Raw genomic sequence first — 26,520 nt, 5'->3', positions numbered from 1 at the left:
GATGATCCCCTTCCAGGCCCCCACCGACGAGATCCTCGCCAGCCTGCGCCTCTTTGCCGGGGACACCCCCGGCTGGGACGCCGATCTGACGCAGGAGATCACCGGCCATTTCGCCGCCTTCGCCGAGGGCGTGCTGGCCCCGCTCAACGGGCCCGGCGACCGGCAGGGCTGCGCGCTCGAGAATGGCCGGGTGCGGATGCCCGAGGGCTTCGGCGCGGCCTATGCCGAGCTTGCCGAGAGCGGCTGGCAGGGGCTCACCGCGCCCGAGGAATTCGGCGGGCAGGCGCTCGACCACCTGACCGCCGCGGCGGTGTCCGAGATCTTCTCGGGCGCCAACCATGCGCTGCAGATGGTGACCGGGCTGGTGCCCGGCGCGATCTCGACCCTGCTCGCCCATGGCACGCCGGAGCAGCAGACGACCTGCATCCCGCGCCTCACCTCGGGCGAGTGGCTCTCGACCATGTGCCTGACCGAGGCGGGCGCGGGGTCTGACCTCTCGCGCATCCGCTGCAAGGCCACGCGCGACGGCGACGGCTGGAAGATCGAGGGGCAGAAGATCTTCATCTCGGGCGGCGATCAGGACATGTCGCAGGGCATCCTGCACCTCGTTCTCGCCCGGACCGGCGCGCCCGAGGACGGGGTGAAGGGGCTGTCGCTCTTCCTCTGCCCGTCGCACGCCGACGGCGCGCGCAACGCCATCATCGTGACGCGGATCGAGGAGAAGCTCGGCCTGCACGCCTCGCCCACCTGCCAGATGGAGTTCGACGGTGCCACCGCCGAACTTATCGGCACCGAGGGGCGCGGGCTGGCGGCGATGTTCACCATGATGAACCACGCGCGGCTCGACGTGGCGCTGCAGGGCGTCGCCCATGCCACCCGCGCTTTTGCCATCGCCGCCGCCTATGCCGCCGAGCGCCGGCAGGGCCGCACGCCCGAGGGCGCGGCGGCGCTGCTGACCGACCATCCCGACGTGACGCGGATGCTGTCCGCGCAGCAGGACCTCGCACGCACTGCCCGCGGCATGTGCCATGTGGCGCTGGCCGAGCTGGAGAAGGGCACGGCCCCTGCCCTCGTCGAATTCCTCACGCCGCTCTGCAAGATCTACGCCACCGAGGCGGGGATCCGCTCGGCCGATCTCGGGATCCAGATCCTCGGAGGTTACGGCTATCTCGAGGAATACGGCGTGGCGCAGGTCTGGCGCGACGCGCGGATCACCTCGATCTACGAAGGCGCGAACGGTATCCACGCGCTGACGCTGGCGACGCGCGGGCTGAAGCTCGAGGGCGGCGCGGCGATCGGGCAGTTCGCGGCGCTGGTGGCGCGGCTGGCGGGCGACGAGCCGGGCGTGCTTGCTGCCTCCGAAGCATGGCGGGCCCGCGCCACCGCGCTCGCCGCCAGTGCCGACCCCCGCGCCGAGGCGCATGGCTTTGCGGAGGAGACCGCGGCGCTGCTGGCCCGGGCGATCCGGCTGCGTCTGGCGGCGGGCTGAAGCGGAGGGACCGCGCGCTGCGCCGCCTTGGCAGCACGCCGCTCCCGCGCTAAGGGGGCGGCAGGCAACCCGGAGGCGCGGCCATGCAGATCACCCATCTTGTCACCCATTCGGGTGGTTTCCACGCCGACGAGCTGCTCTCCTCGGTGATCCTCACCCGGCTCTTCCCCGCGGCCGCGCTCCTGCGCACCCGCGACGAGGCGTGGATCACCCCCGGCGAGGGCAGGATCATCTACGACGTCGGTCGCGACTACGTCCACGCGCAGGGCATCTACGACCACCACCAGAAGGACGCGCCGCTGCGCGAGGACGGCCAGCCCTACAGCTCCTTCGGGCTGATCTGGACGCATTTCGGCATGGACTACCTGCGCGCGATGGCCGTGCCCGAGGCGGATCTCGAGGGCATCCACGCCAGCTTCGACGCGGGGTTCGTGCTGCCGGTGGACCTGATGGACAACGGCGCGCTCAGCCCCTCCGAGGCCGGGCCGATGCTGTCGGACCTCACGCTGCCGATGCTGCTGGAAAGCCTGAAGCCGGTCTATGACGACACCGCGCCCGAGGCCGAGGACGCCGCCTTTGCCGCCGCGCTGCAGATCGCCCGGGCCTTCGTCGAGGCGCAGGTCCGCCGCAAGGCCGCGAAGCGCCGCGCCGAGGCGCAGGTGAAAGCGGCGATCGAGACCGCCGGAGCCGGCCGCGTGCTGGAACTGCCGCAGGGCATGCCCTTCCGCTCGGCCGTGGTGGAGGCGGGCGCCGATCACCTGCTCTTCGTCGTGCATCCGCGCGGGACCGACTGGGCGCTGAACGGCATCCGCAAGCACGCCGACGGCTTCGAGCTGCGCGCCGACCTGCCCGCCGCCTGGGCCGGGCTGACCGACGCGGCACTCGAGGAGGCGAGCGGCGTCGCGGGCGCGAAGTTCTGCCACAACGGCCGTTTCATCGCCGTCGCCGGAAGCCGCGACGCGATCCTCCAGATGGCCGCGCTGGCCGTGACCGAGGCCGAGGCGCAGGTGAGCGCGGCCTGAGCCGCGCCGCCCTGCCTTACTGCATCACCGCCTGGAAGCTGACCTCCAGCACGTCCTCGGGCGAGAGCAGCGCCGTGGGCGGCACCCGCTCGGGCTTGTCCGAGCCGTTGCGGTAGACCTCGTAGACCGTCTCGACCGCCCCGCCGAGATCGGCCGCGGCGGCCGGGCTGGCACGGCGCAGGAAGTCCAGCGCCATCTCGAGGTTGGTCTGCTCCGACGCGACGCGCTGGTCCGCCTCGAGCTTGTCCTGCAGAAGGTTCAGCCGATACTCGGTCTGCGCCTCCTGCACGTCGCTTTCGGCGGCGGCGCGGGTCTGCTTCGCGCGCGAGATGAAGGCGGCGATCTCGAGCAGGTCGGCGTTGTACTCGGACAGGTCGATCTTCAGCCCCAGCGTCTGTTCCTTGCGCGCCAGGCCGCGGGACTCGAGTTCCATCATGCCGTCGAGCTGTTCCTGCGTGGCGTCGAGCCGCTCGTTGACCAGGACCCGACGCTGGTCGAGCATCCCGGCCTCCTCGTCGGCGAGCGAGCCGCGCAGCGTGGCGCCGTCCTTCAGGTCCAGCATCAGCGACCGGCGCAGCCCGACGAGCTGCTCCTGCTGCAGGTCGAGCTCGTCGGTGCCGGTGTCCTCGACCACCTCGGCACCGTCGAGCCGCGCCAGCTCGCGGGCCAGCGCGTCGCGCTCGGACTGCGCGAACTTGAGCCGGCTCTGCGCTTCGGCAAGGCTGTTGCGGGCGTCCTCGATCTGGCGATCGTTGGTCATCTCTTCCTGCAGGCGCTCGAACCCGCCCGCCATGGCGACGGCCTTCATCACCGTGAGACCGGGGCGGTACTGGTAGGAGCCGGGCGTGTCCACCGCGCCCAGCACGAAGACGTCGCGGTATTCCTGCATGTCGACCAGCACCGACTCGCGGCTCGAGAACCGCTCGCGCGCCTCGGCCTCGATGCGTTCCTCGATCTCGCGCATCGTAAGCCCGGCGACCTCGATCGGCCCCAGCAGGTGCAGCGCGATGTCACCGTCCGCGCGGACCTGGAACGTGCCGGACATCTCGGGCTTGCCGTAGACCGAGACCGTGAGCCGGTCACCGACGCCGACCAGGTAGTCCTGGGACTCGGCCCGGGCGGGACCGACGGCGAGCGTGAGGCCGGCAAGGAGAGCCAGGACAGGCGCCAGGCCGGCGGAAACTTGACGAAGGAAAACTACCATTCTCGCTACTCCTCAGTTTGGACTGTCCAGGCGGGGTTCGCCCGGCTGTCGGCGCGCGCCGGGGCGCGGCCTGTGCTTGCTGTCGTAAAGGGCGAAGATGCGCTCGCGCATGACGTCGGCGCTGAAGCGCGCGGCCACGGTGTCGCGCGCGGCTGTCCCGAGGCGCGCCGCGGTCCCCGGATCGGCGAGAAGCGCGGCCACGCCCTGCGCCAGCGCCTCGGGGTCACGCGCCGGGACGAGACGGCCGCTGACCCCGTCCTCGAGCACGTCGGGAATGCCGCCGACCGCGGTCGAGCAGATGGCGCGCTGCATGGCCATGCCCTCGAGCAGGACCATCGGCAGCCCCTCCCATGCCGAGGAGATCACCAGCACGTCGAGCGCCGCGAGGAGCTCGCGCATCCGGGTGATTGCGCCGGTCAGGATGAGCCGCTCGGGCCCGAGCCCGAGCCCGCGCGCCTGCGCCTCGATCTGCGCCGCGAGGGGCCCCTCGCCCACCACCAGGAAAACCGTGCCGGGCATCCGCTGCGACAGCGTGGCGGCCGAGCGCAGGAAGGTCTCGTGGTCCTTCTGCGGGGTCAGGCTGCCGACCACCGCCACCACCTTCGCGCCGGGGCGCACGCCGTAGGGCGCAAGGTCGAGCGGCTCGGTCCGCGCCGGGTCGAAATGGTCGAGGTCGATGCCGTTGACGATGGTCTCGATGCCATCGGCGCGGAAGCCGCCGGTGCGGGCCACGTGGTCCGAGACCCGCGCCGAGACGCCGATGCAGGCGTCGGCCCCGGCGGTGGCGGCGCGGTACATCAGGCTCATCGCCTTCTTTTCGCGCCAGGGGTCGGTGTTGTGCAGGGTGATGATCCGCGGCACCGAGCTCAGCCGCGCCGCCATCTGGCCGACAAGGTCGCTCTTGACCAGGTGGCTGTGCAGGATGTCGGGCTGCCAGTCGCGGATCAGCCGCAGGCAACGGCCGAGCGCTCGCGGATCGCGCAGGCCCTTCTTGCTGAGGCGGGTCATGCCGACGCCGCGCTCGGCGACGCGTGCCGCCAGCGGGCCGGGGGTGAAATAGGCCACGTGGGCAGCGCCGCCGCGCTCGAGCACCGCGTCGAGCAGCCCCAGCAGCAGCATCTCGGCGCCGCCGATCTTCAGGCTGTCGATCACGTAGAGGATGCGCTTGCTCACCAGGTCACCTCCAGCTCCGCGGCGGCCGAGGCGGGCTCGCCGGGGAAATGCGACGCGATGCGCCGGGCGACCGCATCCCAGGTGAACTGCGCCGCCCGGTCCTTGGCCGCGATGCCGAGGCGGAGGGCGCGGTCGGGGATGGCGAGGGTCTGGAACAGCGCCTCGGAGAGCGCCGCCGCGTTGCGCGCGGGCACGACGTGGCCGGTCTTGCCCTCGACCACGATCGAGCCGATGTCGCCCACGTCGGTCGAGACCACGGGCAGGCCGAACTGCATCGCCTCGACGAAGACCACGCCGAAGGGCTCGAGCCGCGAGGGCATGCAGAAGCAGGAGGCCTCGTGGAAATGCCGCGCCACCTGGTCGAGCGGCAGGCGACCGAGCACCTCGACCCCCTCGACCTGCACATCGGGGCTGCAGCCGATGATCGTCAGCGTCGCGTCGGCAAGGCGCTCGCGCAGCAGCTTGAAGGCCTCGACCAGTTCCGGCCCGCCCTTGCGCTCCCAGTCGACCCCGACAAAGAGGATGCGGCGCCGGGCGAAGCGCGCCGCGGTCATCTCCACGGGCGTGCTCGGCAGCACCGACGCGCCCGCCCCGATCGCCGTGGCCTTCTCGGGGGCGAGCCCGTATTGCTCGATCAGCATGCGGCGGATCTTCGGCCCGAAGGTGAAGACATGCCGTGCCTGGGCGTAGATCTCCCCCTCGCAGTCGAACCAGCCGCGGCTCGGCGCGCCGAACTGGCCCTGCAGGCTCGACATGCCGGCGCGTGCCACGTGGTCGGTGTAGACGAAGTTGGGAACCCCCGGCAGCGCGGCATTGACCAGCGACTGGGTCTGCAGGGTGAAGTCGTAGTCGCCGGGGTCGAAGCGGTCGCGGACGACGCCGCTGACCGCCTGGTAGTAGGCCTGCGACCGGGACAGGCGGTAGCGCAGCATGTCCTTGGAGCTCCAGCTGGACAGCCCGTATTCCCGCTGCACCCCGAGCAGGCAGCGCAGCTGTCCCAGCATGTCGTCCTTGAACACCTTGGCAACGTCGATCACGTCGAGATCGATCTCGGGGCGGACCCTGCGCAGGGCCGCCTCGAGTTGAGCGTTGATGTGCGAGAAGCTCCCGCGGGTCACATACAATCCCCGCAAACGCGCGGGTTTCACCATTGAAAAGTCCTTCATCTCACCCAATGATCCCATCCACATAGATATATTCGAGATAGTCGATCCTCAGCGGTTCCCCGCCGTCCGAGATGCCGGTGAAGGTCAGGACGTCGCCGGCCTGCAGTTCCACGTCGAGCACGTCATGCTCGGCGAAGGAGGTCTTGTTGACGGTCGCGTCGCCGGCATCCTGGTTCCACACGAAGCTGTCGACGACCACGCCGTTGACCAGGATGTCGAGCTGCGACTGGCCGTCGGACTCGTCGAAGTGGCCGAGCGTCAGGTCGTAGACCCCTGCCTGGTCGGCAAAGACGAAGCTGGCGCTCTGGATGCCCGAGTTGCCCGCCTGCAGCATCTTGCCGCCGGAGGCATGTCCATTGTTCGAAACGATGAACCCCTGCGAGATCGTGAAGGTCTCGGCCTCGACGCGGACAAGCTCGCCGGACGGGGTCGAGGCGCTCTGCGGCGTGAAGTCGAGGAAGTCGATGCGCAGCGGCTCGCCGCCCCCGGAGACGCCCGAGAGCTGCAGCGTGTCGCCCGCGGACAGCGTGACGTTCGACAGCGTGTGCTGGGCGAAGGAGGTGGCGTTTACCGTCGCATCCCCCGCGTCGAGGTTCCAGGTGAAGCTGTCGATCACCGAGCCGTTCAGCAGCACGTTCAGCGTCGATTGCCCGTCGGACTCGTCGTAGTAGCCGAGGGTGATGTCGAAGGTGCCCGCCTGCATGACGGTGTAGTTGGCGATCTGCGTGCCCGAGTTGGTCGCCTCGATGAGCTGGCCTCCCGAGGCATGGGCGTTGTTCTTGATCCCGAAGCCCTGCACCAGCGTCAGGTCCTCGGCCTCGACCCGGAACGGATCACCCGTGGGCGTGCCACCGCCGCCACCCGTGCCCCCGCCGCCCGTGCCGCCGCCCTCCACCGGGGTGAAGTCGGCGAAGTCGATGCGCAGCGGCTCGCCGCCCCCGGAAACGCCCGAAAGCTGCAGCGTGTCGCCCACGGCCAGCGTGATGTCCGAGAGCGTGTGCTGGGCGAAGGAGCTGGCGTTCACCGTGGCGCCCCCCGCATCGAGGTTCCAGGTGAAGCTGTCGATCACCGTCCCGTTCAGCAGCACGTTCAGCGTCGATTGCCCGTCGGACTCGTCGTAGTAGCCGAGCGTGATGTCGAAGGTGCCCGCCTGCGTGACCGTGTAGTTGGCGATCTGCGTGCCCGAGTTGGTCGCCTCGATGAGCTGGCCTCCCGAGGCATGGGCGTTGTTCTTGATCCCGAAGCCCTGCACCAGCGTCAGGTCCTCGGCCTCGACCCGGAACGGATCACCCGTGGGCGTGCCACCGCCGCCACCGCTCGAGCTGTCGGGGTCGTAGGTGAGGTAGATCGGGTCCGAGGTCGGCCCGAGCGGCAGGTTCTGGTTGGACGGGTCGATGATCGCCGCGACGATGCCCAGCGGCAGCTGGTCCTCGCCGTCGAAGTCATAGGCCGCCACGCCCGAGAGGTCGAACATCGAGGCGATGTTCTGCAGGCCCCCGGTCAGGGTGATGTCGACGGTCTGGATCTCGACCGCGTTGTTGGCCGGGAAGTCCGAAGCCGCGAGCGCGGCAAGCTGCGCGTCGAGCTGCGGCGCGTAGGCCTGCTGCGTGGTGGTGCCGGTGGCGAAGGCGTTGGTGGTCGGCTGGATCATTCCCTTCATCAGCACCACGCGCATCACCGCGCCCGCGGGTCCGCTGACCATCATGCTGAAGTCGTCGCCGCTGTAGGTGCCGACGCCGCCCTCGACCAGGCCGTTGACCACGATGTTGGCCTCGAGGCCCGGCGAGCTCTGCGACGACAGGCCCTTCGACCCGGCCTGTGTGCCGGTGCCCTGCAGGTAGCCGGTGCTGGTGGTGCCGTCCGCGTAGGTCACGGTGAAGCGCGAGCCGATCAGCTCGGCCCCCGAGATGCCGCCCACGTCCCAGTCCGGGTCGGTGCCCGCGTCGAGCACCGACTTCTTGGCCCCGGCGACCGAGTTGGGATCCATGTCGACCGAGAAGGTCACCGTCTCGCCCGACTGGAAGCCGCCGCTGCTGGCCGGGTCGAAGGTGAGCACGATGCCCTCGTAGCCCGCGGTGCCGCCGGCGCCGACATAGGTCTGGTTGTTCGGGTCGCTCGCGTTGTTGTTCGGGGCCACCACGCCGGTGCCGCCGGCGCTGTTGATGGTGAGCACCTTGGCGATCGTGTCCCCGGCAAGGCCGAACGGGTCGAAGACCGCATCCTTCAGCACCGCGCCCGAGACGTCGATCTCGACCTTGGTCACCACCTTGGTGCCGACGTTGCTGAGCACGAAGGAGCCGCTGTCGTAGTTCGACTTCTGCACGTCGTCGGAGTTGGCGGTGATCGCGAGGGTCACCGCGCCGCCGCCCGTCGAGCCGCTGTCATTGTCGAGGATGGTCACCACGGCGGTGTCGTCTCCTATGCTGGCATTGGCGCCGCTGACCCCGGTGATCACCACCTGGAAGCTCTCGGTCCCCTCGGCCAGCGCATCGTCGAGGATGTTGACGAGCACGCTGGCATCGGCCGACCCCCCGGCGATCTGGCGCGTGCCGCTGTAGACGCCGGTGGCGGTGTTGAGCGTCGCGCCCGCGACGGTGTAGTCGCTGCCCGGTGTGGCGGTGACCGGGCGCACCTCGAACTGCACGAGCACGCTGCTTTCGGTCGGCACGTAGTTGCTGGCCGAGATCGCGACGGTCACCGAGCCGCCGTTCTCGTTGACGATGGCATCGGCGACCGAGATCGCCGGACCCTCCTCGACGCTGTCGATGGCGACGATCTCGATGCCGTTGATCAGCGGGTTCTGCAGTACCGCGGCGAAGTCGATGTCGGCGATGCCGTCGTCGATCACCCCGGTCCATTGCATCATGCCGCCGACCCCGGCGCCGAATGTGCCGGTGATGTCGAAGTCGTTCAGGAAGAGCTGGCCCTCGATCGTCACGTCGAAGAGCCGCTCGCCGGGCTGGTCGGTGCCGGCATAGCCGTCACCCATGTAGAGCCGGATCGCGTAGCTGCCGGGATCGACCGCGAACTCGAACTGCATGCCGTCGCCGGTCGGGCGCGCCCAGCGTTCCTGCGTGAAGACGCCGATCGGGGTGGTGGCGGGCACCGAGCTGTCGAGCGTGGCGATGTTGAAGGTCGAGACGGTGGTGGTGCCGGCCGCGATCACCGAGGTGCTGCTGCTCCAGTCCATGCCGCCGTCGGTGGCCGCCACGTCGGCGTTGCCGGCGACCCAGCGGTGCACGACCTCGCCGGCCGAGGTGTTGGTGACCTCGATCCAGTCCCACGAGGCCGCGAAGCTGTCGTCGCCCGTGGTGGTCGAGGCGACCATGCCGACGACCGCCCCGGTGATGTTGCCAAGGTTGTTGTACTCGCCCTTGACCGCGTCGATCACCGCGCTCGGCAGCGTCAGGGTGCCGGTGGACACCCAGTCGGTGTAGACGCCGTTGTCGACGTAGCGCGCCCGTGCGGTGGCGGTCCCGGCGGTCATGTCGAGGTCGATCGCCACCTCGAAGTTGGGATCGCCGACCCCGAGGATGTCCGGGGCCTGGATGCCCGGCACCTCGACGAAGCTGGTGACGAAGCTGTTGTTGGTCTCGACGAGGAGCTGCACGCCGGACTTGATCGTGCCGCCGTCATCGATCACCGCGATGGTGGCCTCGGCGAAGTTGTCCTGATCCCCCGGCCCGACCATCAGGCCGACCTTCTCGCCGCCGTCCCAGGTCTTGGCCGGGGCGTCGTTGTTGAGCGAGTAGGTGAAGATGTTGACCATCTCGCTGGTGATCGAGAGCTGCTGCGCCCCCGAGGACATGAAGCCGACGCCGAGCACGTTCTGCTGCGAGTTCGCCGTGCCCTCGGCCGTGCCGGCATAGGCCTCGTCGATGCTGACGAAGCTCGAGGCGCCGCCGAGGTTGAACACCCCGCCGTAATAGAGCCCCTGCGTCGGGTCACCGCCGTTGTCGACCTGCGGCAGCACGTTGTTGCGCCATACCGCGTTGACGCCGATGCCGCCGGCGATGCTGTCGCCGCTCGGCACCGCGCCGGGCGGGGTCGAGGCTGGGTTGTTCAGCTCGAAGTCCCAGCGCGCGGTGGAATTCGCGCCGACCACCACGCCGGTGCCATCGGTCGGATCGCCCACGTGGCTGTCGAGGATGTTGTCCACCCCGTCGAGGTCGAGATCGTCGCTGGGATCGAGCGGCGCGCCGCCCGGGATGAAGATCGCGATATTGTCCTTGCCGTAGACGCCGCTGACGATGAGCCCGGCAAAATCGTCCAGACCGTCGCCGTCATTGTCGATGAAGACCCCGAGCCCGTCGTCGCCGAGCGCGGTGACGGCCAGCGGCTGCGAGCCGAAGTTGCTCAGCTCGTAGACCACCGACGCGGAATCCGCGCGCCCGTCCCCGTCGGTGTCCACGACGCGGGTGAAGTAGAGCGTGCCGTCGAAGCTGGCCGCGATGATGGTGCCCTGCAGCGCGCCGCCGAAGAAGGACGCGGTGTATTCCTCGAGCCCGTTGGTGGATTCGGGCAGCGTCAGCAGCGAGCCGTCCTGGAACTGGTTGAGCAGCTGCGATTCCGGCGAATAGGCCGTACCGTCCATCACCGATGTGCCGTCGAAATGCGCCAGCACGTTGGCGATCGAGCTGCCCGGGTATTCCCAGTCATAGCCCGAGACCACGTCGAAGAAGTCGGCGGGCAGCCCGGTCAGCGAGGTCGCGTCGATCCAGCTTCCCGCGGAATCCTGCGCGTAGATGATCAGCAGTTCCGACAGGAAGTCGCGCGCCTCGGCCTCGTTGGCGAAGAGCACCTCGCCATAGGCCATGATCGGCGAGCCGGAGGTTGCGCCCGCGTAGGTGCCGTCACTGTTGAAGGCGAGCGAGAGCGCCTCGGCCGCGGCGCGGATCGGGTTCGCGTGGCCGCCATAGGGGCCGTATTCGTCGGTGATCTCGCCAAGATAGTGCAGCTGGTCGCCGAAGCCGCTGCTGCTGAGTTCGCTGAACTCGTTGGTGGCGAATTCCGAGGTCCAGTCGTTGACCACGGCGCCGTCGGTGTAGGAGAGCGGCTGGCCGCCCCAGCCGCCGTTCGGCCCGTTGTCCCACGTGTAGACGCTGCCGTCCTCGGTCACCAGCACGTCATAGGGGTTGCGGAAACCCGGGGAGTGGATGGTCAGCGGGTTGTCGACGAGCTTCAGCTGGCCGTCCTCGCTCACCAGCACGTAGTCGGTGATCTTGGCCATGTTCAGGCCGTTGTTGCCGCCGGCCCAGTCGGGTTGGAGCACGCCGCCGATGCTGCCGTTGTCGTCGAGCGTGAAATTGGGATCGAGGCCCAGGTTCTGGATGTCGAGCGTGGAAAGGTCGACGTTCGGCCGCGACGGGTCGTCCAGCGTCGGCAGGTCGAGGACGTAGAGGTTACCGTTGGCATCCGTACGGATGTCGTAGCTCTCCAGGTCGGTCAGGTTGATCTTGATGACCGAGGCCGAATAGGCAAAGTCCACCGTCCCGGCGAAGTTGTTGCCGGGCGCCCCCTTGTTCGTATTGCCCCCTATGGCCACCCAAAGGTAGGTGTCACCGGTGTCCGGATCGACCGAAAGGTCGAGCCCGTTGATCGCATGGTTCTCTTCCGAGCGCGGCAGGCCGCGCACGATCGCGACGTTGGACAGTACCTCTCCGGTGTCGGGATCCAGCACGATCCGGTGGATCTGGCTCGAGTTGGTGTCGAGCCCGCTGTCCTCGCCGACCGCGATGCGCCAATCCGAGGAGGTGACGTAAAGCACGTCGTTCCCGTCCTCGTCGGTGGTGGCGACAAGGCCGGTCATCTGGCGCTTTTCGGTCGAGTTCAGCGTGCCGTCATCGTTGAAGTTCTGCGTGTCCTTCGCGATCACGTTGATCAGGACGGTAGAGGTGACGACGAAGTCCGGACTCGTGTCGGCATCGGGACCATCCGGCTGCCGCTCTATCTCGTAGCGGTAGATCGTGCCGTTCTGCTGGGCGACGAAAAGCACCGGGTTCCCCGTCTCGCTGAAATCAAGCGCGGTGGGGTTGGTGCTCTGCGCTGCGGTCAGGTCAGTGACACCGAAAGTAATGTCTTCGGGCATGTGCGAAATCCTCTACGGAGAGGGAAAATCAATAATAAAATCAAATTTTGTTCAGTCTTTTTCAGGCCATGAATGCTGTGATGGGCCGAATTCCTTGCACTGGTCATGATACATGGACGTGATCCGGGCAGGCCCTGGCCTGCCCGGTCTCAGGCTGCGCGCGAGCGGGTGAGCGCCCGGCGAAGCCGTGCAGACAGAAACTCGGAACGGTGCGGCACGACGACCGACTGGAACAGGTAGCGGCTCAGGATGTGCTCGCTGAACTCGCTCTTGGCGGTATAGGCAACCTGGACACGCCCGTTCGGGGCGGTCGCCTGTACCGAGCTCAGTTCGACGGTCGCGCTGCGGCTCTGCCCGTCGGGCAGGTGCATCACGAGACGTCCGGTCAGGGGCACGTTCAACACGTTGCCCTGGTCGAGGATGAGCTGCTCCTCGTCCACCCAGAACACGGCGCGCGACTGACCGTCGTCAGACACGAACCGCATGTCATAGACCCGGGCGCGCGTCACCTCGACGCGCTCCGTCTTGCCCCCGGCGATCGAGGCGCCGACGCGGGCCACGGTCCGCGCAAGCACACAGGCGCCGACGATGAACACCAGCGACACCTCCCCGAGATAGGAAACCTCGGTCCGGCACAGCTTGTTGTTCAGCCGGGACCGGATCGCCTTGGACGTGCCGTGGCTCATGTAGGCCTGGGCCGGGCCGATCATGCCCGGCTTGACCTTGAAGCGCCGCTCGTAACCCGGGATCGTCGCGGCATATTGCGCGGCGATCTCCGGCCGGACGGGACGCGGGCCGCACATGTTCATGTCGCCCTTGATCACGTTCAGCAGCTGCGGGATCTCGTCGAGCCTGGTTTCACGCAGGAACAGGCCCATCGGGGTCTCGATGCCCGAGCCCTTCGGCAGGACCTTGTCCTTGGTGAGCTGCGCCGCCTTGGCCCCGTCGAGTGTACGGAACTTCAGGACGTCGAAGAGCTCGCCGTTCTCGCCGATGCGGGGCCCGCGGTAGAAGATCGGCGCACCCTGCGTGAGGGCCAGGAGCGCGGTGATCACCAGAAAGAGCGGGAGCACGAGGAGGAACAGCGTCATGCCGATGGAGAAGTTGTAGGCACGGTAGAGAAAGCGGGAGCGCGGCTGGAACCCTACGGAAAAACGGGTCCACGCGGCCCGGCGACCAGCGGAAGGCCACGTGGCGGCCTGGCTGGTGAAAACAACGCCGCGCGCGGCATGGGGAGGGACATCGGCGCGGTAACGAGAGGTCGTGAAACTGTTGAACCGGGAGGACGAAGTTTCATCTAGAGAGATGTAACTTTTAGCTTTTTCGATTTCATTGTGGGACGAAAAATTCATCATAAATATCCTCGGCAAACTCAAGGAACCCAGGAGGGAAAACCCCTAGGGGCATAATGCAAAAGCAAAAAACAGCCGCATGAACGCGCGGCGATCATGAAAACGTCAGTGGTGGTCAGACTTCAGGCTAAAAACCGCCTCAATCAGCTCCTTCGGAATATCGGAGCAGCTAAATCTGTAAGTTAATCAATCAACATCTGTCTTGAGAAAATAGTAACTTTATGGGCGGACGGTGCAAAGCTGTTTTTTGGGAACATGGCCGCAAACCCGGGAAAACAAAGCGATGGCTGCACTTGTCGCGCGCAGGTTGCACGCACACTGTGCAGTCGGCGGCAACAATGATCTCAGCCTCCATTTGCCACTCCAGGCTGCAACACCACACCCTCGCCACAGTCCTGCCCAGAACAAGCCCTTGCCGGACGTGAATTTTGTCCGTCGCCACCGTCGGGCGCGCGAGGTTTCGGGGGCACTCTGCCCCGGATCACCTGCTCTGGCGAATCGATGATGTAGCCGCCGCGCCCGCGCACTTCTGCAATCAGCCGTTGATCAACCGAGTCGCGTGCAGGAAACCGCGCACCCGCGTTCTCGAGCACCGCCTCCTCGACCGCGGCCGAGGGCAGCACGGGCGCCCCGCTGCCCTCGAAGACCGGACGGTCCGAAAGCGTCACCACCGCGTCGCTGCGGATCGCGCCGATCGTGTCCTCGACGAAGAAGTTCGGCCCCGGCGTGTCGCCGTCCTGCAGGTGCAGCGGCGGCCGGTCCACGCTGTTCGGCCCGGGAATGTAGACGTTGCCGATGATGTTGACGGTCGAGCCGGTGCCCTGGAAGCCGCTTGCACCCCAGTTGTAGACGAGGTTGTTGAGGAACTCGATCTGCTGGCTGGCGTCCTTGATGTTGGGGTTGCGGTGCCGGTTGTGGGCCAGCAGGTTGCCGATCACCGTGATCCGCTTCGCCGCGCCGCCGCCGATCAGCAGGCCCATGCTGTGCCGCCCCTTGGAATGGATCGACTCGTCCAGCGCCTCGGCGATGATGTTGTTCGAGATCGTGACGTCCGCGACATTGCCCCAGACCGACATGGCCTCGTCCACCGACCAGCTGATCGAATTGCCGTCGATGACCACGTTGCGGATGGGCTTCCTGCCCTCGCCGATCGAGATCCCGTCGCGGTTCTCGGGATCGTCGCCCGGCCCGTCGCCGGGGCGCAGCCGCAGCCCGCGCAGGATCACGTTGCTGCCGATCACCCGCAGGCGGCCGCCGGTGATCGTCAACGTCTCGGGCGCGGTGGTGCCGTCGATGGTGACGTCCGGGCCGATCTCGATCTGGTGCGACAGGGCGATGGAGCCCCCGACCTCGAAGTGGATGGTCCGCGGGCCGCTCTGCCCTTCCACCGCCCAGCGAAGGCTGCCGGGCCCGTCATCGGCAAGCGTGGTCACGATGATCACCCGCCCGTCCCCTCCCCCGCGCGTCTGCGCCCCGAAGCCGACCGGGGCCGCGGCTGCCGGAGGCTGCTGCGCGAGGGCCGGGCGGTCCGGCGGCAGGGCCGTGAACAGGATGGTACCGAAAAGCACGGGCATCGCGCGGGACGCGACACGCCCGAGACACTTGATGAGGGCCATCACCTTCTCCCCCTGAAAAAGAACATGGCCCGGGCGCTTCCGCGCCCGGGGTTACCGGAACTTGGCGGCTGCCCGACCCGCGGGCACCGCGTCGTGTATCAGGACGTCGCCTGCATCTGCCGGGACTTCTTGCCCAGCAGGTCCTCGAAATAGGTGATGGTCCGGGCGATCCCCTGCGACAGCTCGACCGACGGGTTCCACCCGAGGTGCTCGCGCGCGAGGGTGATGTCGGGCCGGCGCTGCACCGGATCGTCGCTGGGCAGCTCGCGCGAGACCAGCTTCGAGCGCGACCCGGTCTGCTGCACGATCATCTCGGCCAGCTGCTTGACGGTGCATTCCTGCGGGTTGCCGAGGTTGATCGGGCCGGTCACCGCCTCGTCGGTCGCCATCATCCTCAGGAAGCCGTCGATCAGCTCGTCCACGTAGCAGAAGGAGCGCGTCTGGCTTCCGTCGCCGTAGATGGTGATGTCCTCGTCGAACAGCGCCTGCCGGATGAAGTTCGACACGACCCGCCCGTCCTGCGGATGCATGCGCGGCCCGTAGGTGTTGAAGATGCGCACGACCTTGATCGGCAGCCCGTGCTGGCGATTGTAGTCGAAGAACAGCGTCTCGGCGCAGCGCTTGCCCTCGTCGTAGCAGGAGCGCACGCCGATCGGGTTCACGTTGCCCCAGTAGCCCTCGGCCTGCGGGCTGACCAGCGCGTCGCCGTAGACCTCGGAGGTCGAGGCCTGCAGGATCGGGCATTTCAGCCGCCGCGCCAGCCCCAGCATGTTGATCGCGCCGTGGACCGAGGTCTTGGTCGTCTGCACCGGGTCGTGCTGGTAGTGGATCGGCGAGGCCGGGCACGCGAGGTTGTAGATCTCGTCCACCTCCACGTAGAGCGGGATGGTCACGTCATGCCGCAGGAACTCGAAGCGCGGATTTGCGAGCAGGTGCTCGATGTTGCGCTTGGTCCCGGTGAAGAGGTTGTCGACGCACAGCACCTCGGCCCCGCCCTCCAGCAGGCGGTCGCACAGGTGGGAGCCGAGGAACCCCGCGCCACCCGTCACGAGGATGCGCTTCCGGCTGTTGTAATTGCGCTTCAACATGTTGTTTCCTTTTCAAAAAATCATTTAGGTGAAAAACACTCGTGCCCCGGGGCTCAGCGCCCCGCGGCGGATTTCGGCGGCATCGAGGCCGGCATCGGCCAGCCCAGTGCGGCAAGGTCACGCCCGACCAGCGCCTGCAGGCGCAGCATGTCATCGGCGTAGTGACGCGCGATCGCCTCGGCGAGGTCGGCCGGAACCGGGACCTTGCCGAGCTTGCGGTTGTTGAGCGCGTCCATCTTCTTGATCAGCCCCAGCGACTCGACCCCGAGCGCGCGCTTGATCGGGCGCGACACCATCTCGCGGGCGGGGCCGGCGCGCGAGACCACGAAGCGCACCAGCTTGGAGCGCGCGCGCTTGGCCTCGTTGATCGGCGGGAAATACGTGCGGCCGTCATCCTCGAGCCCGAGGAACTCCAGCGCGCGGCGGTAGGTCGCGCGCGTGTCGGCCAGCATGTCTTCCTGGAAGAGCAGCATCACCCGCTCGCGCGGCACGCGGGCGTAGAGCCGGGACAGCATCTCGCCATAGGCGGCGGTCCGGGTGTAGACCAGCGTCGAGGGTGCCCGGCAGCTGCGCGGGATCCGCTCGCCCGCCGCGCGCGCCGCGGACAGCCCCCAGGCGGTGCGGAAATCCTCCTCGGTCTCGTCGAGCGCGTGGATCAGCTGCCGGTGCAGCGAGGCCAGCATCTTGACCGGGTTGCGCAGCATGACGATGAACTTCGCGTCGGGCCGGGCCTTGAGGATCTCGCTGATCGCCGTCTCGGAATAGAGATACCAGACCGAGCCCTCAATCATCAGCTCCGCCCGCTCGCCCGGCGTGAAGCAAGCGCGGTAGCCGCGCAGGTCGGCGCAGCGGCAGAGGCCCTGCAGGTCGCGCGAGAAGTAATGCGGCTCCTTGGGATTGCTGAAGCTCACGCCCGGATGCTCCGAGAGATAGTGTCCCAGGGCCGTCGTCCCGCACTTGGGTGCGCCGATCAGGTAGGCGGCCGGCGGAAACAGATCTGCCCCCTGGACGGGGGCCGGGTCGGACGGGAGGGTATGCGTGGACACAACAGCGTCTCCTGCTGCGTCGCCGGGCGTCTGGGCCGCGACACATGCGTGCCGCGCGGAAATTCGAAAGGGAAACCTGGATGCGTTCCGGCAAGATTTTCCGGACCGAAAGGTCGCTACCGTGTCCGGGTCAGTCGATCACAGGATGATCGCCAGAGCGAACCCGGCCAGCGCGCCAAAAACTGCAATTCCAATCCAAGCAACCGTCCCCAGGCTGAAACCGACGACGAATGAAATAAGCCAAGCGTAAAATACTGCGGTAAGTGCACAAGAAACCATGAGGATCGCCTGCCGGACGATCTTGCGGTCCCGCCGCGGCGGGCGGTCAGCCCGCTTGTCCACTGGCGGCGTTTGCGATCGGTCGGACGTTCCTTGACCGCGCCGGACGCGAAGCCTCCTTTCTAGCGTGTTGAACGGCATCTTCCAATCCTGACCATGCGGACGAAATCCGTAAGCGTGCTAGTCGGGTTGGCTTCGATGACTGACACTCAGTCCCCCTAAACATTTGGGACAAATTCCAAAAATCAGGACCTGTACTGAAAACTCGGGCGGCCCCGCCTCGCGATGCTATGTCCCGACGATACCCACCCGCCGGAAGAGGCGTCAAGGAATTATGCCCCGCGAAACGGGTCATTGCCGCAACCGTGACAGTTGTGCCCGTCACCGCGGCGCTCGCCCGGATTCCAGCCGCGGCACCGTCACGTCGGCGCGGGGCCGGTGCCAGCCGCGGCGCCGCCCGGTCTCGGCGTAGATCGCCAGCAGCCGCTCGACCCAGGTCGTCACGCCGTAGCTGCCGAGCGCCCGTTCGCGCACCGCGTCCCCGGTGCGCGCGCGCAGCCCCGGCGTCTCGATCATCTCGATCACGCCCTGCGCCAGCGCCTCGGGGTCGCGAGGCCGCACGAGGATCGCGCCGGTGCCGTCAAGCACCAGGGCGTTCTCGCCCACGTCCGTCACCACCGGTGGCAGCCCGTTCGCCATGGCCTCGAGCAGCGAGACCGGCGCCCCCTCCCAATGCGAGGAGCTGACGAAGATGTCGCTGGCGGCCAGCACCTCGGGAATGTCGCTGCGCATCCCGAGGAAGCGCACCTCGTCGCCCAGCCCGAGCTGCGCCGCCTGTTCCAGCAGCGCCTCGTGGCGCGCGGCATCGCGGGCGTCTCCGACCAGCAGCAGGACCGCCTGCGGCACCCGCGCCCGGATCACCGCGAAGGCGTCGAGCAGCACCTCGTGCGCCTTCTGCCCGATGATCGCGCCGACGCAGACCAGCGCCACCTGCTCTTCGGCAAGGCCGAGCTCGCGGCGCAGCCGTTCGCGCGCGCCGGCCGGGGCCACCACGGTCTCGGAAACCGCGTTCGGAACCACCCGGCAGCCAGAGCGCCCGATCTCCTTCTGCGCCGCCACGGCGACGGCCTCGCCAACCGCGATCTTGTTCACCCCCGGCAGCCGCATGGCGAGCCCCTGCAGCACGCGCCGCCCGGGACGGATGCGCCGCACCGAGGGTTTCACGTTGTGGATGGTGGTGACGAAGGGAATCCCCAGCAGCCGCGAGGCATAGGCGCCGAGCGTGCTCGACGAGGCGAGGTGCGCGTGCAGGTACTCGATGCGCTTCTCGCGCAGCGCCGCCACAAGCCGCCGGAACCGCCCGACATCGGCAAGGTTGCGGCCCGGCAGCAGCACCACCTCCGTGCCGGAGGCCCGCAGCCGCTGCAGGAAGGGCGTGTCGAGGTCGCTCAGCACGAAGACGGTGAGCGCAAGGTCGGCGCGGTCGCGCACGGCCTCGGCAAAGGTGAGCACGAGGCGCTCGGCCCCGCCTGTCAGCAGGGTGTCGATGAGGTATCCGAGCCGCAGGGGGGTGGGGTCTTCCATAGCTGGCGCAGCCCCGGGGAGGTCGATCTTGGCAGCCTTCATGGCACAATCCGTCGTAATTTGCGAACGCCATGCGCGCGGCCCGCAAGCCGCGCGCATCCTGTTCAGCGCGCCAGATGCGCCTGACGATCGTCGCCGCGCGGCGTCTGCTTCATCACCGTCACGCCGGGCGCAAGCAGGTCCTCGTCCCGAGCCCGTCTCGGCCGCGATCCCAGCAGGACCGCGATCATGAAGGCGGCGAAGGCGGCAATGGCGGCCACGATGATGGCGATGGCGAATTGCGTGCGCCGCGACATGCTCACCGGGTCGATCGGCGGCGTGCCCTCCTCGATCACCCGCACGTTGTCGAAGCCCGAGACCTCGACCGCCCGCGCATCCCGCAGCCGCAGGTCGAGCTCGGCGATGCGCTCGGTCTGCGCCTGCTGGCGCGCCTGCAGCAGGCGGGCCCGCGGCATGACCTCGGAAAGGTCGGAGATATGGGCGTGGGTCGCGCTCTGCTCTTCCTCGAGATAGCCGATGCGGGACTGCGCCTCCTCGATGTCGGCGCCGGTGGCCTGCGCCTCGGTCTCGAAGCCGAGCCGGCTTTCGAAGGACACCTTGCGCTGTTGAAGCGAGATCAGGTTCAGCCGCGCCTCGCGCAGCTCGGCGGCGAGCGCCACCTCGTCACGCACCGCGTTCTCGTACTCGATCTGCAGCCCGGTGGCATCCGGCCCGCCGAGCAGCTGGGTGAGCGACGCGTCGATCTCCTCGGCCTCCTGCTGCGCCTTGTCGAGGCGCGCGGTGATCGTGGTGATCTCGCGCTCGGTGTACATGACGCGCCGGTTGTCGAGGAAGGCCTCGACCAGCGCGTTGACCAGTTCCGCCGCGATCACCGGGTTGGTGTGGAAGACCGAGATCTTCACCACGTAGGATCCGGTGATCAGCTCGACCATGGTGTTCTCGTCCAGCCGGATCGTGGCGCCGATCAGGCCATCCTCGGTGTCGGGCATGTCGGGATAGACCCGCCCGAGCCCGACCTTCTCGATCGCGCGGCGCACCAGCTTGGGGTTGTCCAGAAGCAGCATCTCGGCGTTCACGAAGCCCTGGAAATCCCCGGCGTTGGGCGCGCGGATGTCGGTAAGGCTCGGATCGGGCACGTAGACATATTCGCGCCCGAGCGCGAAGGAGACCAGCGACCGCGCTTCGTATACGGGATGCGACTGCTTGATGGCGAAGAGCATGGGCGTGAGAACAGCGCCGAACACGACAATAGCAAGAATGATGCGTTTCACGGTCTAACCAATCCATGGACACCATGAGGCGTCGGTAAAAAAAGAAATTGAAAAAGTTCGAATTCTTATGCTTTCGAAGGGGAACTGTAGCACCCACGCTGCCCTGCGGCAACAATTCCGGCGCGCTCCGCGGGAACTCGCGGGGAAGTGAGCACGCGGCGGATGCGAACGCGGCAATCTTGGGCACAGCCCCCGTCCGAAGCGGTTTAAGGCTTTGTGCCGGGGCCCGATACCCGTAGACTGACCACGATTCTCGCACCCGGCCCCGCATTTTTACGGCTGGATTTTTCTTTTCCGCTCCTCATGTTTCCGAGGATTCGCTGCATGGCATTCTCCCCCGGCAAGGCTACGTCCAAGAACCTCTTCTGGGCCTACCTCTCCTTCACCTCCACCAAGCTTCTCAACTTCGTCGCCGTCATCATCATCACGCGCTACGTCGATCCCGGCGAGTTCGGCCTGATGGCGATCTGCCTCGCGATCATGGGCTATTTCGAGATCGTCTCGAAGTTCGGGCTCGGTGCCGCGCTGATCTCGGTAAAGGACCGGCAGGAGGAAACGGCCAACGCCGTCTTCTTCTGCGCCATGCTGAGCTCGGGGCTGATGGCCCTGCTGCTCTGGCTGTCGGCAGGCACCATATCGCGGATCTTCGAGTCGCCCGAGCTGACGCCGCTTCTCGGCACGGTCTGCCTCGTGCTGGTGATCCGGGCGGCAAGTTCGGTGCACATCAGCCTGCTCTACCGCGAGCTCAGCCTGCGCAAGAAGCTCATCCCCGACGTGGCGCAGGGCATCGTCAAGGGCGTCGTGTCGATCGTCCTCGCGATGATGGGCTACGGGGTCTGGGCGCTGGTCATCGGCTATGTCGCCGGCACCGCCGTGGCGACGCTGACGACCTTCTGGATGCGCCCCTGGAAGCCCAGCGCGCTGCCCGACTGGCCGACAGTGCGCTACGTGATGGGCTACGGGTCGTTCCTGATCGGCGCCGAGACGATCAACTCGACGCCCCGGCTGCTCGACAACCTGCTCGTCGGCAAGTTCCTCGGGCCGGCGGCGCTGGGGATCTACGCCATCGCCTACCGAATCCCCGAACTCGCGATCAAGAGCTTCACCTCGGTGGCGGGCACGGTGCTGCACCCGGTGATGTCGAAGATGCAGACCGACCCCTCGCAGCTTGCGAAATACTACTACCAGTCGCTGCGCTACTGCGCGCTGCTGATGTTCGGCGTCGGTGCCGCCATTGCCGTGCTCGCCGAGCCGACGGTGCACGTGCTCTACACCGAGAAGTGGTACGACATGGTCGCGCCGATGCAGTTCATCGCCGCCGCCCTCGCCGTCAGCACGCTCAACATGGTGCCGGGCGGACTGCTCAAGGCGGTGAGCCGCACCGACCTGATGTTCCGCGTCGCGCTGTTCAACCTGCCGGTCTTCGTGATCCTGCTGGCCGCGGCGATCCCCTTCGGCATCACCGCCGTCGCGGCGGCGCAGCTGGTGCTGGGCTTCGTGCGGTTCTTCCCGACCTACCTCGCCACCAAGCGGGTGATGGACGTCAGCGCCGGCAAGGTGTTCGAGGCGCTGCGCCCGGCGCTGATCTGCGCCGGGGCCGCCTCGCTCGCCACCCTGCTGATCCTGCACTGGCACACCGGCTCGGAACTGATGCGCCTGCTTTCCGGCGCGGCGACCTTCACCTCGGTCTATCTCATCGCCCTGCGCCTGGTGCTGCCGCAGGCCTTCAGCGCCGGGCAGAAGTTCATCCTGAAGCGGAGGCGCGCATGACCCCGCCCAGAGACCCCGCCGCCGCGGTGCAGGCGCCGCCCGCCTTCGCCAGCACGCGTCCCGGCAGCTCCCGCCGCGACCAGACCGGCTGGGTGCCGCTGCACAAGGCGACGCATGACCTTGTCAGCGGGGCCCGCCGGCTGCGCGGCGCCTTCGTTGCGGACCGCGGCGCCGACCGCGGCAGAGCGCGGAGGCCGGAATGAGCGACGTCGCAGTCTCCCCCTCCAAGGGCTTCGACTGGCGCGGCTGGCTCGGCGTGGTGCTGGGCGGGCTGCTGGCGCTCGGGCTCACCGTCATCCTCGCGGATCGCTCGCTCACGCTGATGATGATCGCGCCCGTCGCCCTGCTCATCTTCGCCGTCGGCATCCGTTTCCCGATGATCGCGCTGGCCGGGCTCATCGCAATGATCATGTCGAACACCTCGGACAACCTGATCGAGTTCTTCGACCTGCCCTCGCTGGCCAAGATCACCGCGCCGGGGCTCTTCGTGCTGATCACCGCGCGCTACGCGATCTACCGCGAGCTGCCCTACGTGCCCCGCGTCGCGATCTGCTGCCTGTCGATCATGTTCGCGATCAAGCTGTTCAGCGCCACCTACGCGCTGCGCTGGGAGACCAGCGTCGAGCTTTCGATCGACTTCCTGAAGGAGGCCGCCGTGGCGATTCTCGCGCTGGCCTTCATGAATCACAAGCGCGGCTTCGAGACGGTCGCGCTGGCGGCCATCCTGCCGATCGCGCTCATATGCGCGCTCGGGCTCTACCAGCTTGTCGTCGGCCCCTCGCCGAGCGGCTTCTACGGCTTCTCGCGCCTCACCGAGAGCTCGAACCGCTTCTCGGGGATGCTACTCGACCCGAACTTCTTCGCCGCCATCGTGGTGTTCACCGTGCCGCTGGGGCTCTTCCACCTTCTGAACGCGCAGGGGCCGCTGAAGATCGCGCTCTGGACCCTCGTCTCGGGCGCGCTCATCGCCGGTCTGCTCGCCACGCAGTCGCGCGGCGCGCTGATCGGGCTGGCGCTGGGGCTGGTCGTGCTCAGCACGAGCTTCACCCGCAAGCAGTTCCTCGCCGCCGCCGCGATCGGCGCGATCGTGGTCGTGCTGGCCGGCGCCTTTGCCAGCGACAAGCTGATCGACCGGTTCAGCAGCATCTTCAGCACCGCCGCCGCCGGCGAGGCGCAGGACACCAGCACCGAGGGCCGGCTGGCGAGCTGGACCGTCGCCTACAACCTCTTCAACGACAATCCCTGGTTCGGGGTCGGGCTTGGCAACTTCAAGGCGTATTACCAGAACGGCGCGCTGGAGGACGGGCTGATCTTCCGCGGCGAGGGGCGCGCGACTCACAGTCTCTACCTCGAGTTCCTCACCGAGCAGGGGCTCTTCGGACTGCTGATCTTCCTCGGCATGGCGGCCTTTGGCGCGGTGAGCTTCCTGAGGGGGGCGGCGGTCGCGCGCAGCGTCGGGGATGACCTGATGGCAAGGCGATTGGTGGCCTTCTGCGGCGCCTTCGTCGGCTACCTCGCCGCGATGACCTTCCTGCAGGATTCGATTCCCCGATTCCTGTGGTACGTGGTGTCCCTCGCCAGCGAGGCCTACATGATCACGCGCTGCATCTACGCCGATCACCCTGTCCTGCAGTTCCGGTCGAGCCGCGCGGGCGAGCCGCTTCCGCCCGAGCCGGACTGACCGATTCTCCCGCAGCTCCGCGACCCGCGAAGGCGCGCCCCGCACGGCCCATCCGCCGCGCGGGCGCGTGCAATGTGCAATCCCGTCCATTTCGAGTCGCCACCCGTCCCACTGCCGGGACGCCCGGCCCTGCAGCCGGGGAATCGCCTTAGGCGCAAGGCCATCGGCCACGCGACAGCCCGCCGTGAGGCGGTGCCGCCTGGGCGCCAAGGCACTGGTATGTCGTGGAAATCTGCCAGAGTGGTGAGCCGTGCAGGATTCGAACCTGCGACCCACTGATTAAAAGTCAGTTGCTCTACCAACTGAGCTAACGGCCCACTCTATCGGGACTTTAACACAGTGGTGAGCCGTGCAGGATTCGAACCTGCGACCCACTGATTAAAAGTCAGTTGCTCTACCAACTGAGCTAACGGCCCACTGTGTGTGGGCGGCTTCTAGGAATTGTGGCGGGGGGGGTCAAGCGGAAAAATGAAAAATCCGGGAACTTGTCTGCCGCCGCTTTCCCGCCGCTCCCGCAACGCATGCGCCGGAGGCAAGGCAGCCCTCCGCTGCACAGGCTGGAAACGTCCCGTCAACAGGCGTATATGCGCCCGGATGAAACACGCGCGCACAAACACTCTGCCCTTCATGAAGATGCACGGGCTCGGAAACGACTTCGTCGTGCTGGACGCGCGTGCGCGCTCCATCGCCATGACCCCTGCCCTTGCCATGGCCATCGCCGACCGCCACCGCGGCGTCGGATTCGACCAGCTGGCGATCATCGAGCAGGGCAGCGGCGATGCGCACCTGACCTTCTACAACGCCGACGGCTCGACCGCCGGCGCCTGCGGCAACGCCACGCGCTGCATCGCGCGCTTCCTGATGGACGAGACCGGCAGGACCGACCTGACCCTCACCACCGAGCGCGGCACGCTGCTGGCGCGCGACGCCGGGGACGGGCTCACCTCGGTCAACATGGGCGAGCCGCAGCTCGCGTGGCACGAGATCCCGCTCGCCTCCGAGTTGGACACGCTGGAACTGCCGATCCCGGGCGCGCCCACCGCCACCGGCATGGGCAACCCGCATTGCACCTTCTTCGTCGAGGATGCCGAGGCGGTGGACATCCTGACCTTCGGCCCGGCGCACGAGCATCACCCGCTCTACCCGCAGCGCACCAACGTGCAGGTGGCGAGCCTCATCGGCCCCGACCGCCTGCGGATGCGCGTCTGGGAGCGCGGTGCAGGGCTCACGCTGGCCTCGGGCTCGTCGTCCTGCGCCACCGCCGTCGCCGCGGCGCGCCGCGGCCTCACCGGGCGCAAGGTCACCATCGAGCTCGACGGCGGCACGCTGCAGGTCGACTGGCGCGAGGATGGCGTCTGGATGACCGGCCCCACCGCCCATGTCTTCGACGGGCATTTCACCCATGACTGGCTGGAGCTGGTGTCATGACCAACCCGCCCAAGTTCACCACGCTCGGCTGCCGCCTCAACGCCTACGAAACCGAGGCGATGAAGGATCTCGCCGCGCAGGCCGGCATGGAAAACGCGGTGATCGTGAACACCTGCGCCGTGACCTCCGAGGCCGTGCGCAAGGCGCGGCAGGAAATCCGCCGCCTGCGCCGCGAGAACCCCGACGCCAAGGTCATCGTCACCGGCTGCGCCGCGCAGATCGACCCCGAGAGCTTTGCCCAGATGGCCGAGGTCGACGCCGTCGTCGGCAACACCGAGAAGATGGCGCCCGAGACCTGGTCCCGCCTCTCGACCGATTTCATCGGCGAGACCGAGCGCGTCATGGTCAACGACATCATGTCGGTGACCGAGACCGCGGGCCACCTGATCGACGGCTTCGGCACCCGCAGCCGCGCCTACGTGCAGGTGCAGAACGGCTGCGATCACCGCTGCACCTTCTGCATCATCCCCTACGGCCGCGGCAACTCGCGCTCGGTTCCCGCCGGCGTGGTCGTCGACCAGATCAAGCGGCTGGTGCAGCAGGGCTACAACGAGGTGGTGCTGACCGGGGTGGACCTCACCTCCTGGGGTGCCGACCTGCCCGGCACGCCGCGGCTCGGCGATCTCGTCATGCGCATCCTGCGCCTGATCCCCGACCTGCCGCGCCTGCGCATCTCGTCGATCGATTCCATCGAGGCGGACGAGAACCTGATGCAGGCCATCGCCACCGAGCCGCGCCTCATGCCGCACCTGCACCTGTCGCTGCAGCACGGCGATGATCTCATCCTCAAGCGGATGAAGCGCCGCCACCTGCGCGACGACGCCATCCGCTTCTGCGAAGAGGCGCGCCGCCTGCGCCCCGAGATGACCTTCGGCGCCGACATCATCGCCGGCTTCCCGACCGAGACCGAGGAGCATTTCGCCAACTCGCTGAAGCTGGTCGAGGAGTGCGACCTCACCTGGCTGCACGTCTTCCCCTACTCGTCGCGCCCCGGCACCCCCGCCGCGCGCATCCCGAGCAAGGTGAACGGCAACGTCATCAAGGAACGCGCCGCGCGGCTCCGTGCCGCCGGGGATGCCGCCGTCGCGCGCCACCTCGCCGCGCAGCCGGGCCGCACGCACCAGATCCTGATGGAAAGCCCCGAGATGGGCCGCACCGAGCAGTTCACCGAGGTGCTCTTCGACGCGCCGCAGACGGAAGGTGCGATCGTCACCGCGACGATCACCGGCATCCGCGGCACGCAGCTGACGGCGGCCTGACCCG

General features: G+C 67.8%; 18 protein-coding genes and 2 tRNA genes. 7 read left to right on the top strand and 13 right to left on the bottom strand.

Annotated features, from left to right (window positions below; genetic code table 11):
- Position 1 precedes the first annotated feature (1 nt).
- Together PVT71_RS08040 and PVT71_RS08035 are read left to right on the top strand one after the other, a co-directional pair.
- Entirely contained in the window at positions 2 to 1,489 is a 1,488-nt protein-coding gene (locus tag PVT71_RS08040; RefSeq protein WP_353471277.1) for an acyl-CoA dehydrogenase family protein, read from the top strand.
- Between the two features lie 83 nt (positions 1,490 to 1,572).
- The gene (locus PVT71_RS08035; RefSeq protein WP_353471276.1) at positions 1,573 to 2,511 is read left to right on the top strand and encodes an MYG1 family protein; all 939 of its coding nucleotides are present in this window, start codon (positions 1,573 to 1,575) and stop codon (positions 2,509 to 2,511) included.
- A gap of 16 nt (positions 2,512 to 2,527) precedes the next feature.
- Here PVT71_RS08035 and PVT71_RS08030 read toward each other — a convergent pair whose 3' ends face one another.
- The 11 genes from PVT71_RS08030 to PVT71_RS07980 all read right to left on the bottom strand — a co-directional run bounded on the left by PVT71_RS08030 (position 2,528) and on the right by PVT71_RS07980 (position 20,378).
- A complete protein-coding gene (locus PVT71_RS08030) occupies positions 2,528 to 3,715 on the bottom strand; it encodes a polysaccharide biosynthesis/export family protein (protein WP_353471275.1) in 1,188 nt (395 codons plus the stop codon).
- Positions 3,716 to 3,727: 12 nt separating this feature from the next.
- Positions 3,728 to 4,888 carry a glycosyltransferase gene (locus PVT71_RS08025; protein WP_353471273.1) on the bottom strand — a complete coding sequence of 387 codons (1,161 nt, stop codon included), beginning with the start codon at positions 4,886 to 4,888 and terminating at the stop codon, positions 3,728 to 3,730.
- Complete coding sequence (locus PVT71_RS08020; RefSeq protein ID WP_353471272.1) at positions 4,885 to 6,006, bottom strand: glycosyltransferase; 1,122 nt, start codon at positions 6,004 to 6,006, stop codon at positions 4,885 to 4,887. Before PVT71_RS08020 ends, PVT71_RS08025 begins: the two co-directional genes overlap by 4 nt.
- A gap of 49 nt (positions 6,007 to 6,055) precedes the next feature.
- Complete coding sequence (locus tag PVT71_RS08015) at positions 6,056 to 12,142, bottom strand: malectin domain-containing carbohydrate-binding protein (RefSeq protein WP_353471271.1); 6,087 nt, start codon at positions 12,140 to 12,142, stop codon at positions 6,056 to 6,058.
- A 149-nt stretch (positions 12,143 to 12,291) separates the two neighbouring features.
- Positions 12,292 to 13,494, bottom strand: coding sequence for a sugar transferase (locus tag PVT71_RS08010; protein WP_353471270.1), 1,203 nt, complete (start codon positions 13,492 to 13,494; stop codon positions 12,292 to 12,294).
- 344 nt (positions 13,495 to 13,838) lie between these two features.
- Positions 13,839 to 15,110 (bottom strand): right-handed parallel beta-helix repeat-containing protein, encoded by a 1,272-nt coding sequence (locus PVT71_RS08005; RefSeq protein WP_353471269.1) that lies wholly within the window; start codon positions 15,108 to 15,110, stop codon positions 13,839 to 13,841.
- A 98-nt stretch (positions 15,111 to 15,208) separates the two neighbouring features.
- Positions 15,209 to 16,198, bottom strand: coding sequence for a UDP-glucuronic acid decarboxylase family protein (locus PVT71_RS08000; protein ID WP_353471268.1), 990 nt, complete (start codon positions 16,196 to 16,198; stop codon positions 15,209 to 15,211).
- Positions 16,199 to 16,251: 53 nt separating this feature from the next.
- Complete coding sequence (locus PVT71_RS07995) at positions 16,252 to 17,244, bottom strand: sulfotransferase (RefSeq protein WP_353471267.1); 993 nt, start codon at positions 17,242 to 17,244, stop codon at positions 16,252 to 16,254.
- A gap of 138 nt (positions 17,245 to 17,382) precedes the next feature.
- A complete protein-coding gene (locus tag PVT71_RS07990; protein ID WP_353471266.1) occupies positions 17,383 to 17,664 on the bottom strand; it encodes a hypothetical protein in 282 nt (93 codons plus the stop codon).
- Positions 17,665 to 17,904: 240 nt separating this feature from the next.
- Positions 17,905 to 19,107 carry a glycosyltransferase gene (locus tag PVT71_RS07985; protein WP_353471265.1) on the bottom strand — a complete coding sequence of 401 codons (1,203 nt, stop codon included), beginning with the start codon at positions 19,105 to 19,107 and terminating at the stop codon, positions 17,905 to 17,907.
- Between the two features lie 104 nt (positions 19,108 to 19,211).
- Positions 19,212 to 20,378, bottom strand: a complete 1,167-nt coding sequence (locus tag PVT71_RS07980; RefSeq protein WP_353471264.1) for a hypothetical protein — start codon at positions 20,376 to 20,378, stop codon at positions 19,212 to 19,214.
- Positions 20,379 to 20,702: 324 nt separating this feature from the next.
- Between PVT71_RS07980 and PVT71_RS07975 the strand changes: the two genes are divergently transcribed.
- The 3 genes from PVT71_RS07975 to PVT71_RS07965 are packed head-to-tail and all read left to right on the top strand — an operon-like array spanning position 20,703 to position 23,829.
- Positions 20,703 to 22,148 carry a lipopolysaccharide biosynthesis protein gene (locus tag PVT71_RS07975; RefSeq protein WP_353471263.1) on the top strand — a complete coding sequence of 482 codons (1,446 nt, stop codon included), beginning with the start codon at positions 20,703 to 20,705 and terminating at the stop codon, positions 22,146 to 22,148.
- Positions 22,145 to 22,351 carry a hypothetical protein gene (locus PVT71_RS07970; RefSeq protein WP_353471262.1) on the top strand — a complete coding sequence of 69 codons (207 nt, stop codon included), beginning with the start codon at positions 22,145 to 22,147 and terminating at the stop codon, positions 22,349 to 22,351. Before PVT71_RS07975 ends, PVT71_RS07970 begins: the two co-directional genes overlap by 4 nt.
- Positions 22,348 to 23,829: an O-antigen ligase family protein gene (locus PVT71_RS07965; protein ID WP_353471261.1), complete on the top strand. Its 1,482-nt coding sequence runs from the start codon at positions 22,348 to 22,350 to the stop codon at positions 23,827 to 23,829. Before PVT71_RS07970 ends, PVT71_RS07965 begins: the two co-directional genes overlap by 4 nt.
- Before the next feature lie 241 nt (positions 23,830 to 24,070).
- Here PVT71_RS07965 and PVT71_RS07960 read toward each other — a convergent pair.
- A tRNA-Lys gene (locus PVT71_RS07960) sits at positions 24,071 to 24,146 on the bottom strand.
- Positions 24,147 to 24,169: 23 nt separating this feature from the next.
- Positions 24,170 to 24,245 (bottom strand) — tRNA-Lys (locus PVT71_RS07955).
- Between the two features lie 211 nt (positions 24,246 to 24,456).
- Between PVT71_RS07955 and dapF the strand changes: the two genes are divergently transcribed.
- Together dapF and mtaB are read left to right on the top strand one after the other, a co-directional pair.
- Positions 24,457 to 25,257: a diaminopimelate epimerase gene (gene dapF, locus PVT71_RS07950; protein ID WP_353471260.1), complete on the top strand. Its 801-nt coding sequence runs from the start codon at positions 24,457 to 24,459 to the stop codon at positions 25,255 to 25,257.
- Entirely contained in the window at positions 25,254 to 26,516 is a 1,263-nt protein-coding gene (gene mtaB, locus PVT71_RS07945; protein WP_353471259.1) for a tRNA (N(6)-L-threonylcarbamoyladenosine(37)-C(2))-methylthiotransferase MtaB, read from the top strand. Before dapF ends, mtaB begins: the two co-directional genes overlap by 4 nt.
- The last annotated feature ends 4 nt before the right edge of the window (positions 26,517 to 26,520 follow it).

The sequence above is a fragment of the Salipiger sp. H15 genome (assembly GCF_040409955.1).
GTDB lineage: Bacteria > Pseudomonadota > Alphaproteobacteria > Rhodobacterales > Rhodobacteraceae > Salipiger.
The sequence above is the reverse complement of the archived record's forward strand: the minus strand, read 5'-3'. Positions and strand labels throughout refer to the sequence as shown.